This is a genomic window from uncultured Campylobacter sp. (assembly GCF_938045405.1).
Lineage (GTDB): Bacteria > Campylobacterota > Campylobacteria > Campylobacterales > Campylobacteraceae > Campylobacter_B.
The window spans coordinates 1-1,350 of record NZ_CALIMW010000271.1; the positions used below are offsets into that span (position 1 = coordinate 1).

Annotated in this window: 2 protein-coding genes; both read right to left on the reverse strand. The window is 49.9% G+C overall.

Annotated elements, in window-relative coordinates; all coding sequences use genetic code 11:
* Nucleotides 1–824, reverse strand: an 824-nt coding sequence (locus Q0140_RS11320; protein WP_297964657.1) for a hypothetical protein, incomplete at its 3' end; no start/stop codon positions are given.
* Entirely contained in the window at nucleotides 821–1,045 is a 225-nt protein-coding gene (locus Q0140_RS11325; RefSeq protein WP_297964659.1) for a hypothetical protein, read from the reverse strand. The genes Q0140_RS11320 and Q0140_RS11325, both read right to left, overlap by 4 nt.
* Nucleotides 1,046–1,350 lie beyond the last annotated feature (305 nt).

Sequence of the window (1,350 nt, forward strand, 5' to 3'; positions counted from 1 at the left end):
CTTAGCCCATACGTGCCGGGCTCGCTCATTACGGTGATGACGTCCTTAACCGTTCTGCCCGGTCCCGGGCTTGTGCGGATAAATTTCTTTCGAGCCGTGATGTCGCTGATCGCTACGCTGCCTGCGTCTTTATCGATAGCGTAAGGCGGATCGATCTGATTTTCTGTGATGTCGATCTTTTGATTGCGCTTGATGTTGTATTCCTCTTGCAGCTCCCAAACGATCTCGGGGATACACGAGCCGTATATTGCTATCTCATCCTCGCGCTCGTCCTCGTTTATGCTAGGCGTAGTTTCGATGCAATATCCGTAGTGAAACGGCAGGCGGGAAAATGTCGCTTCGCGCACGAGAGTGCCGTTTGCGTAGGTTTTGAGCTTCCACACGATCCGCCCCTGCTCGCGGCTTTTGACATACAGATCTCGCATCGCTATGCGCTCGCTGCCTGCCGTGGTCTGTGCGATCACGTTTCGGTCTTTGGATTTATAAAATTTGCGCTCCAGCTTCTCTCTGATCTCTCTTGCCGATTGGTTATATTTATAGGCTACGTATTCGATGTCGTTGATGTCGCTTGCGTGGCGATCAAACGCCAGATCGGTGATCGGGATAAATTTCGTGCGGATCTGCGCGGCTGTTTTGTCATAAAATAGATTGACGATACCCAGCGGCAGATACAGCGCGCTAAGCACGGCTTTGGACAGCCCCACGCGATGCTCTTTCTTTTTCCAATAGTTTTTCAGCACCGCCGTAAGCGCGTTTTGCAGGATTAGATCGTGATCGCTTCGCAGTCCTACCCTCTTTACTTCGATCGGGCAGCGGTCGCTCATAAAGCTAGTTTTGAATACGCTATGATGATATTTACGGTGGTTTTTACGAGCGGGACGTAAAGCTTTGAGCGGCTTCGCTCCGCGCTCTTGCGCTTGCTCGTGCGGTTGTCTTCTTTATAAACTGCACGATATGCTCGTTCGCAGCGCAGAAATCTCTCTTCCTGCTCCTCAAGATCCCTAAAAGCACGCTCGATCAGCGAGTAATCTTCGTCGTTTGGCATTTTCTACTCCGCAAAAGGGCGTATCCTGCCCGGATTTGACCCTATTTTTTGGATAGCTTATTCCCCCGCGTCCTAATTTTTCTATACTGCGATTTGCTTTTTTGTATCTTTTTTGATACAATTACTGCCATGAAAAGAGTTAAGGCTGTTTTTTATGAAAGCGGAAGCGGCAATGAGCCTGTGCGGGAGTGGTTGTTGGGTTTGGATAGAGAGGATCGCAGGATCATAGGAGAGGATATTGCGACGGTGGAGTTCGGCTACCCGATCGGGATGCCCGTGTGTAGAAGTTTAGGAAATGGACTTTA